At 58.3% G+C, this 8,922-nt stretch carries 5 protein-coding genes and 2 pseudogenes; 1 reads left to right on the top strand and 6 read right to left on the bottom strand.

The genetic code is table 11. The features are described 5' to 3' along the window. Positions 1 to 126 precede the first annotated feature (126 nt). The 4 genes and pseudogenes from F6X42_RS40805 to F6X42_RS40790 form a co-directional block, all read right to left on the bottom strand. A pseudogene (locus tag F6X42_RS40805) lies at positions 127 to 397 on the bottom strand (D-alanine--D-alanine ligase); the annotation flags it as partial. A gap of 398 nt (positions 398 to 795) precedes the next feature. Beyond that, positions 796 to 1,863, bottom strand: coding sequence for an alpha/beta hydrolase family protein (locus F6X42_RS40800; protein ID WP_187639464.1), 1,068 nt, complete (start codon positions 1,861 to 1,863; stop codon positions 796 to 798). A gap of 123 nt (positions 1,864 to 1,986) precedes the next feature. Then, on the bottom strand, positions 1,987 to 5,127 hold the full coding sequence (locus F6X42_RS40795; RefSeq protein ID WP_187639463.1) for a UDP-N-acetylmuramoyl-tripeptide--D-alanyl-D-alanine ligase: 3,141 nt from the start codon (positions 5,125 to 5,127) through the stop codon (positions 1,987 to 1,989). Between the two features lie 183 nt (positions 5,128 to 5,310). Then, positions 5,311 to 5,526: a hypothetical protein gene (locus F6X42_RS40790; RefSeq protein WP_187639462.1), complete on the bottom strand. Its 216-nt coding sequence runs from the start codon at positions 5,524 to 5,526 to the stop codon at positions 5,311 to 5,313. 142 nt (positions 5,527 to 5,668) lie between these two features. On the opposite strand from F6X42_RS40790, the pseudogene F6X42_RS40785 reads away from it, so the two are divergent. Then, a pseudogene (locus F6X42_RS40785) lies at positions 5,669 to 5,900 on the top strand (transposase); the annotation flags it as partial. A 253-nt stretch (positions 5,901 to 6,153) separates the two neighbouring features. Here F6X42_RS40785 and F6X42_RS40780 read toward each other — a convergent pair. Both F6X42_RS40780 and F6X42_RS40775 read right to left on the bottom strand, forming a co-directional pair. Next, a complete protein-coding gene (locus F6X42_RS40780; protein WP_187639461.1) occupies positions 6,154 to 7,194 on the bottom strand; it encodes an OmpA family protein in 1,041 nt (346 codons plus the stop codon). A gap of 116 nt (positions 7,195 to 7,310) precedes the next feature. Next, positions 7,311 to 8,922: Ig-like domain-containing protein (locus F6X42_RS40775; protein ID WP_187639460.1), on the bottom strand; the 1,612-nt coding region annotated here is incomplete at its 5' end.

Below are 8,922 nucleotides of genomic sequence, written 5' to 3'. Positions count from 1 at the left end.
ATGACTGCGCGCGCTCCCATCACCCCGATGCAGACATCGCCGGTTGATCTCAACCGACGCGGTGCGGCTACGCTCGGCCGTTACTTGCAAACGATTCTCCATTCCGTGTGCTAAATCCACCGCTTACGTATAACCAATGCCGTAGAAATCGAGCGCGCCCTGAATCTGCCCGTTCTCGCCGTAGCCGCCGCAGCACGTTAAACGCGCGCGCAAAGCCCTCATCCTTCAGAGCTGACAGCGGCCTTACAGACGGATCAAAAAGGTGTACGTCGACGCCTCCATCTCGCAAACCCTGCAGCACGAGACGGCCGGAATTGATCGACACTTCAAGCTCAGCGGACACACCGCCAGACACCACTGCCACTTTGCCGAATCGTTTGGGATCGATATCACCCATCTCACCACATCTTTCTGCGCGAGGCGTCCAAGTCCCCGTCGTGAAAACCACGATCATCGCAATCACTGCATTGCGAGCGAGCGCCACTACCAGGAGCGCCCCGAGCATAGACCCCCGTTCCGCGCCACCGAACGGCGATGGGAATCGAGGCGGGACGTTCAGCAGGACACCAGGCTGTTGAAGCCCGAAACGCAGCGAACAACAAACCACCCACCATTGCACGAGCTGATGAAAAAAGCCTCCGGGTGTCCATTAGCAGTCCGCACTGGCATGGGCGAAGGAGTGATGACCGAGATAGCCGCTTCCCGAAAAGGGCACGGTCCAATTTGCTGGACAGCGCCCCTCACTGTGACCATTACGGCGAATGCTTCGCCGGAGTTCGCACTTCCGCCGGTGACTTACCGTACCTGCGGAAGATCAAGTCTCGCAAGCGCCATGCGGATTTCCTTCGCAGACTGTCTCTGGGCCAATAGCGCCGCTGCGCGTTTCGCGTGTCTGGCGAGCAGGTGACGTTGCGGCCCCGGAGCATGGGCGTAGATGTGATGCGGCCTCAGGCCGGCGCCGCGCAGGCGGCGGACATAATATAGCTGACTGTAAAAGGGAACAGTACGATCCTCCGGATCCGAAATGAGATAGATTTGCGGTAGTGGGTCCCGGCGAATATGCCCGATGTCGTCGACTGGATCGTAAAAACTCTGGGCGTCATAAAGGAGCCGGCCGGGAATCTCACGCCTGAATTCCCAGTACGCAGTAACCTGTTTCACGGAAACAAGGCCCGAAGACAACACTGATGCCGCGATGTCCTGTCGCCTGTTCAGGAGCGCGGCGACGATCTGGCCTCCAGCCGAATGTCCAGCCAGGATGAATGACGTGATGTTGTAACGCTTCTTTAGCAGGTCCAGTGCGCGATCCATCAGTTCGATCTCACGGTGAGTGCGCCGCATGTTATGGTCACCAGAGGAGCCATAGATACCTGGGCGGGCAAGATAGAGCGCGGGGGCGCCCGCGTCAGCAGACCAGTCAGCCATCTCCTTCCCAATCCCCGTAGGTGAAGCAGATCGGTAGGTTTGTGTAATGTACCTGACTCCCTTCGCTGTTCTCAGCATGACATCGCCGCTGAAATAAACAAGGGCGGTCGGATTCTCACCTTCCGAGAGTCCATGCGCATAGTACCGGATGCAATCTCCCTTTCCGTTGACTTCAACCCAGAGGCTATCAGGCACCCGCGCACAGTGTTCCGGTGAACTCAATGAACCATTCAGAGCTTGGACAGGATCGAAGGACTCATTTCCTACAGGGATGTTGAGTTCTCCAGGCCGCGGATTCTCAAACGGCCCCAGTGCGGGCCGCGCCCCCAGACCGGCTTCGGCCACGCCCCAAACGCCAAAGGCGACGAACAGGAAACGCCGGAGTCTCCAGCGCAGAAGGTGCGATAAACGCCGCAAATATCGGCCAGGCCATTGCATAAATAAGATTCCGTGAGGTTGCCCAGGAAAAACAGAGATGATCAACGATCGTCATGCGCGCGCACGACCGACCCGGCGCGGGTCCCCTCATGGAACGGCGCTGCCCGTCGTGGGGTCATTCAGTCACGCCTGACTGGGTGTATTGCCCGTAGGCTTGGAGGCAGTCAATACGGCCTGCTTTTGCGCACACGCCTTCATCCACGCCACGATGTGGTGTATGCCCGTACTGTTCGAGCCCTTTAGCAGCACCAGATCCTCGTCGACGAGTTCTTCGTGAAGTGCCGATTTCAGTTCATCCAGAGAATTCGTGTGACGTCCACGGCACGCAGCCGGCAACCGCTCCCAGAAATCGATATAGAGATCGCCCATGACATAGACACGATCGATCGCACAGCGCTCGACCACCGCAGCAAGGTCAGCATGAAGCATTGGCGCCTCGGGACCGAGTTCCGCCATTTCGCCGAGCACAGCGACCCGTCTGCGGGCAGGCTTCATGTCCCGTAAATGCTCCAAGGCCGCCTGCATCGAACCGGGATTGGCATTGTAGGCATGATCTACGACGGTCAGATGCCGGCCGTCAAGCGTCAACTCAAGCTCCTCGCCCCGGCCGGACAGGGCGGCAAAGCGTGCGATCCGTTCGATCGCGGGCTCAAGCGAATAGTTGAGCGCCAGGACCGCAGCGAGGACGGCCACGCTGTTCAGCGCCATGTGCAGACCGGCAGCCCCGATCGGGTAGGTGATATTGCGCCCTTTGATACGGACTGTAGCCGACTGCCGCGCCGCATCATGGTCCACGAGCTGAAAATCACTCTCAGCAGTCGTGCCATAAGTAACGATTTTCAGATCCCGTTCCATGGCCGCCTGGTAGACGGTGTCCCATTCCAGCATGTCCCGATTGAGTATCACGGTACTTCCCGCAGACATGCCACGGAAGATCATGCTCTTGGTCCGGGCAATATCGGTGATTGTGCTGCTTTTGCCGAGGTGCGCGGGCTGGATGTTGGTGAAAATGCTGATGTCCGGACGGGCGATGAGCGCGCTCTTCCTCATGTTGCCCACGGCAACCTCCAGGACAACATGAGGAGTATCCCAGTTGATTGACGCAAGATTCCAGCTCAAACCGTGGGGGAGGTTTGCGTTGAACGCACTCGCCGCCGTCTGCCCGTAAGCATTAAGGGCATCAGATAGCATGGCCACAAGCGTGGTCTTGCCGGCGCTCCCCGTCACTGCCAGGACGGCGCCGCTCATCTGCTGGCGTGCGTAGGCACCCATCGCAAGAATTGCCTCCCCCGTATCCGCGACATGCAGGACGGGAAAATCGTTAAGTTGAGCCTGCACATCAGGATCGCTCGTAATGACACCCACCGGGCGCGTGCGCATCTGTCGAATAACAGGCAAAGGAATCCCCCGGTCGCCCTCACGGACTCGAGCGACCACGATGTTTCCGGCCTGCATGGTAGGCACGTAAATACAAAGGCCGCTCGCCGTCCACCCTGATGGCGGGGGTGTAAGCCACGTCCCTCGCGTGACCGACTGGATCACCGAGGCGCTCCACTCCCGCCCCGGCGTAGAGGATACTGAAGCCTGCTGCGCGTTCAGGTAGTTCAGATAGGCAACAAAACCGGACAGATAGTGCTCGACGTCATCAATGCGGATCCGGAAGGCGTGGTGACGAATGAAGAAGCCGCCGGTGATTCTGCCCGGATTGGCAAAGTACATGGCGAGTTCCGGCCAGAAATGGCCATTCAGAAGGCGCTGTGCCCGCGCATGCAGTGCATGGAAGAATTTATCCAGATCAACCCCGGCGAGCAGGTGCTCCATTTCAGGCTGCTGCTGCAGGCGACTGATCATCTGCTCGGCAGCCGTCATCAATTCAAGCAGGGTCGGAAATGTCGTCACCCTCCCGATCACGAAATCGAGGTACCCGGCGAAGTTCTGGATCCCGAACTTGTAATACGCTTCCAGTGGCTTGTGACGGGTCAATTCGTTCACGCAATAGCTAAGCCAGTGGTCATGCGCCTTCCAGTGTTTCGCCTCGATGAAATGACCGAACGCCTTTTCTACTGCTTCGAGCCACCTCGCATCGCCAGTCAGGCCATAAAGGCGCATCAGGCCGAAGGCCGCTTCGCCGTCGTAATAGATGATCCGGAATGCCTGTTTCATCGACAGATCCGGGTAGTTCAGCACATGGCTGAACTCGCCCGTGTCCGCATCCTGCATGAAGAGGATGCCTGTCGCGAGCTGCTCAAGCAGAGTCAGATATTCACCGGAGCCGGTCAGTTGGCTATATTTGACCAGCGCCAGCAGGCACACGCCGTTTCCACCCAGTTTGATTTCAGCCTGTGCGTCAACCAGAAACGCCGCCCAGGCGCCGGACGGCAACTCCACCGGCATGATGAGTTCGTTGACGAGATAATGCAGCGCTGCGTCGATTGCTATCTTGAGGTCATTATCTCCGGTCACTTCCCAGGCTTCGAGCATTGCATAGACTGAACTTGCATGGCGCAGATTGTTGTAGGTGCCGATGGCGCGATCGAAGCAGGGATGCCAACCATAGTTAAAGCGTCCGCCTTGCTGTACCTGCCCGGCCAGATAGCGACTGCCGGATGCGACGAGCGCGGCGACGTCCCCCGGTTCAAGGTGTTCAATGATACGGCGGCCTGCATTGAGGCCAGTTCCGTGCAAAAGATGCACTTCCTGAGATTGCAGACTCGTGAACGCCCCGCGGGCCGAGAACACATAAACCTCCCGCGCGTCTGCGAAATCCACATTGGCAAGCTGATGCCGGATGGCGGCATACCGTTCAAAGTTCTTCGTGTTCACGACGGCATGCGCCTGTGCCGCGCCACCATACAGCATGGCATTGGCATTCAGTTCGGTCTCGAGAAAGGCATGCCTGAAACTGCTGTCCAGCGACAGGCCACAACGGAAGTAGTTGCGTTTGGTCTGTTCGAGGCGGTCCCGAAGTGTCTCCCAAGTCATGACCTCAACGCTTTCAACCCAGTCCACGCGAAGCCACCGGACGTCCCCTCCAGTTGTGCCGGCAGCCTCCGCCACCCGCTCCATGCCGACGTCCCACGCCTGGGCAAAAGTCGGTGCCGTTGCGCTCACGACGTCGGCTCGCCGCTGCCCGTCGCTCCATGAAAAGAACAGGACGATGGTCGGCCAAGGCGCTGCCAAGGGGTCGACCTGCGGTTCAACGACAGAGCGCAGTCGTGCAAACAGGGCAGGAAAATCTGCGGGAGTGAACGCGGTGGGCGACATGGTTTTACCCTCGGGTAAGGGGAGGACAATACGTCTTCGGCCAGATACCTGGCGACAATGTTTCGTCTGGCAGCGGACAATGCAATCTGACCGGAGACGATTGACTAATCCAGTATATACATTTGGCGAACGATGCTTTTGCAGAGGTTCGAGCCTGTAATCAAAACCTGGGCTCCCTGAATTTCACCTTCCGGGGGGGCAGTCGTGTATCGGCACAATCAGCGTTGCGTCGGCGCACGCGAGTTCCCGTCGCCACTGCTCGATGAACTCTCGTTTGTGCGACCAGGATGCAAATGTGAACTCATTGAGCATCCTGTTAAAGAACTCCTGATCACTGTCCTGCAACGCCGCATAAGCGAGCAATACGTTTATTGCAGGAATTGCTGGTTGTTTGGACATTCACAACTCCGTAGTTGAAGCGCTTGTCGTTTCGTTCGTCTGTGGCGAAAAGCGGATTAACGATAAGAAGATGTTGCGAAATTAAGCTTTCGGACTGTTAGCTCTTCTGAGTTGATAGTGTTAGCTTCCTGTCAGGTAGAACATGACAGGAAGCGACAAGGAACTCATAGACGACAAACAGCGGTCACTCCTCGAACCACTGTCGCCTGCACAAGCACCGCGCAATCGACAGCATGCGGGGCGCAAGCCGACATCCGACCGGGCCGTACTGGCGGGCATTGTGTTCGTGCTCCGCACAGGCGTTGCGTGGAATCTGCTACCGCGAGAGACGGGATACGGTTCGGGCGCCGCCTGCTAGGCGACGGCTCGCCGCATAGCAAGCCGCCGTCTGGGCACGCATCCACGAAAATCCGCCCATCGAGGGCATGGCTTCACTCGTTCCCACGCCTGGACAGTCGCTACGAACGCTACGCTGATATTCACGAGGCCTTCCTGTCCCTCGCTTACACGATTGGCCGAAAGCGCCTCAAGCCGCTTTTCATTCATTTCGCAACTGCTTCTTCGTGGGAACGCGACCCTCCGATTCAGAAACGTCGCGCGCCGCAGGAGCCTGCGCCCGCCGCGCCATCAAGCCGGATGAGCGAGGTTCACACGCACCACCACGCGGCGGTTGGGCTCGTTGCAGGCAATTTTCTGCTGCATCGTGCCGCCGCACTCCGTAACCACAGGATCGGAATTGCCCGCGCTTTCCGCTGTGATCTTCAGCGTCGGAACACCCTGCTCAATCAGCATCCTGCGAACCGTCATCGCACGCTGCTCGCCAAGTTTCTGCGCCGCTGCGTCCGAGCCGATCAGGTCCGCGTGACCGATCACCGTAACGGCTTCCAGCGATGCGTTCTCCGCGAGAATCTGCTCGGCAAGGCGCGAAATCTCCGCCCTGCCTTTACCGGTCATGTCCCGGCTGCCTGACTTGCCGAAGGCGAACAGCGTGTCGCCCTTGAGCGTGTAGTTTTTTACTGCGGCAGGTTGTGCCGCCGCGGCAGGTTGTGCCGCCGCGGCAGGCTGGACCACGGGGACCGACGGATAGTCACACGCCTGAACTGCCGATGCACGGGAAAGCACGTGCATTTGCGTGCGCATGCCCTGCAACTGGGTTTCGGCTTCGTTGCGCGGCATCACCACGGGTGCGCCATTGCCGCCAGGCGGCGCGACCTTTACGAAGTAGGTCATGCCGCCCTTCAGTTCAGCGCGAGATCCACTGGTGGTCCTGCCTTTATAGAGCGGTGCATCGTGGATGTACGCACCTAGCGTGTGTTCGCCCGGCTTCACGCAAAAGATGCTGTAGCCGTTAGGAAGCAATGCGGTCTGCAGGTCGCCATCAACATAGACGTCAGCGGCAGCCGAACGGCCCGCACCCGCGGATGCGTCACGGTAGTAGACGATCTGTGCCTGCTGCGAGCTGACCTGGCCAACAGGCGCGTAGCTCTGGCCGAATACCGTGCCAGGCTGTGTGCCGGCGCCGGTCATCGGTCCGGCACCGGGTGCGCCTGCCCGGGTAGCCAGCGACTGCTGGTTGGAGAAAGATTGCTGTGCGGCGGCGGGCAAGATGCCGGCCGTCACGAGCAATGCGCCTGCGAGCGCATGCTTCAAGCTTTTATTGAAAGTCATGTTAGTTCACCAAAATGGCTCCCCGAACCGCCCGATGCGGTTCAGGGGACCTTGTCAAATGAATGGTCAATTCCTGGGTCCGCGACGCAGGTCATGCGTCGCGGACCGTCCAAAGGTCAGTGGTTGTTCAACGTCGTCTCGACACCATGCTGTACCAGCAGTTCGGCGTTCAGACCCGAGTGGTAGAAGACGTCATACTCGACGCCACCCACGGTCGTAGTGCCAGACTCCTGCGCCCAGTCGCCGGGGTCCTCTCCGTCCGGTAGCAGATCGGAAAGTTCAACCTTGTCGCCCGCATCGCCCTTGACCATCAACTGCGTATGGCCGTCGGCAACGAACAGGTCAGTGGCTCCCAGGTCGAGTACATCGCCCAGCGAAAGCTTGAGCGTGTTGTTGCCCGTGCCGGTAATGTCGAACACTTCGATCGACGACAGCTTCTCTTCAACGTTCGTCAGATCCAGCACCAAGCCTGAACCCGTCAGCGTCAACACGTCCACACCACTTTCAGTATGAATATCACCATACACACTGGTGGAATACTCAATGCCCTGAAGATCAAGCACCGTATCTGGGCCTTCAGTCGAAGTCACGCCTACTGACTGTTCGTCACTATCGAGTGCCGACTCTGAATCGTTCAGCTTCTGATCGTCGACGCCACTGTCAGCAGGGACATCAGCATCGGCATCAGACGAATCCTCGATGTCCTGAATCTCGGAAACCGCGACCTCGTCCACCAAGACATCAGACTCGCCGGTTACGGGCTGATATTCAGCAGTGTAGTAAGAAGTACCCGTTATATCGAAACCAGGAGACGCGTTGTCGAACGCAATTTCCAGCCTTACCAAGGTGTAGCCTGCTGGCAAGGTCATTTCAATATGATTTGCACCTTGATCATTCAAATTAAAGATAGTTAATAGCTCTGAATTCCCATAGGCTCCGTTCGTGTCATGGACAATTACCCTCACGGTATAGTGGAACTGCGGATCGATCTGATCGAAATCAACCGAAAACGCAGTCGGACGATTATTCGAGTCTCCGATGGAATAATAGAGCACCGATGTCGCATCCTGCACCGCATTGGTGATCTGCGTGCCTATACGCAAAAGACCACTCACTGTCTTTACTGTATGACGATCACCGGCATTGTGGAAGTTCCTGCTTAGACCAACGATGGTTGAATTACTGAAATCCAACTCATAGTGTCCGGGCAGCAACAACGAGAACCCGAATTGCCCGCTCGGTTCACTGGTGCCCACCTCGTTCGTCGCCACAGCCGTCAGGTTATGGTTCCCTTCGTCCAGCGGCGTCTCCGGCGTGAAACTCCAGTTGCCATTGTCATCAGCCTTCGTCTGCCCCAGCACCTGGCCACCATCGAAAATCGTCACTGTGCTGCCCGGCTCCGCCGTGCCACGGATTTCCGGCTGCGCATCATCCGTCGGCTTGCCCTGACCGATCGGACCCTTCTCCGTGCCTTGATCGTCAATCACTTCGATGATCACCGGCGCGTCCGGCACGGTCGTGTGCACGATCACGGTCCACGGGTCCGACGGCTTGCTTTCGTTGCCCGCCGGATCGCGTTCCACCAGCGTGAACTCATGCCCGCCTTCGTCCAGCGGCGTTTCAGGCGTGAAGCTCCAGTTGCCCTCCTCGTCGACCTTCGTCTCGCCAATCGGCGTGCCGTTGTCGATCACGATGATCGTGTCGCCCGGCTCACCCTTGCCCACCAGC

This window comes from Paraburkholderia podalyriae (genome assembly GCF_014397785.1).
Lineage (GTDB): Bacteria > Pseudomonadota > Gammaproteobacteria > Burkholderiales > Burkholderiaceae > Paraburkholderia > Paraburkholderia podalyriae.
Note: the sequence above shows the minus strand (reverse complement) of the source record. Positions and strands in the feature narration are given on the sequence as shown.

Excerpts from the sequence above, each read along its gene's own strand:
- F6X42_RS40795 (WP_187639463.1), bottom strand. The coding sequence starts at position 5,127 with ATGTCGCCCACCGCGTTCACTCCCGCAGATTTTCCTGCCCTGTTTGCA.
- F6X42_RS40780 (WP_187639461.1), bottom strand. The coding sequence starts at position 7,194 with ATGACTTTCAATAAAAGCTTGAAGCATGCGCTCGCAGGCGCATTGCTC.
- F6X42_RS40790 (WP_187639462.1), bottom strand. The coding sequence starts at position 5,526 with ATGTCCAAACAACCAGCAATTCCTGCAATAAACGTATTGCTCGCTTAT.
- F6X42_RS40800 (WP_187639464.1), bottom strand. The coding sequence starts at position 1,863 with ATGCAATGGCCTGGCCGATATTTGCGGCGTTTATCGCACCTTCTGCGC.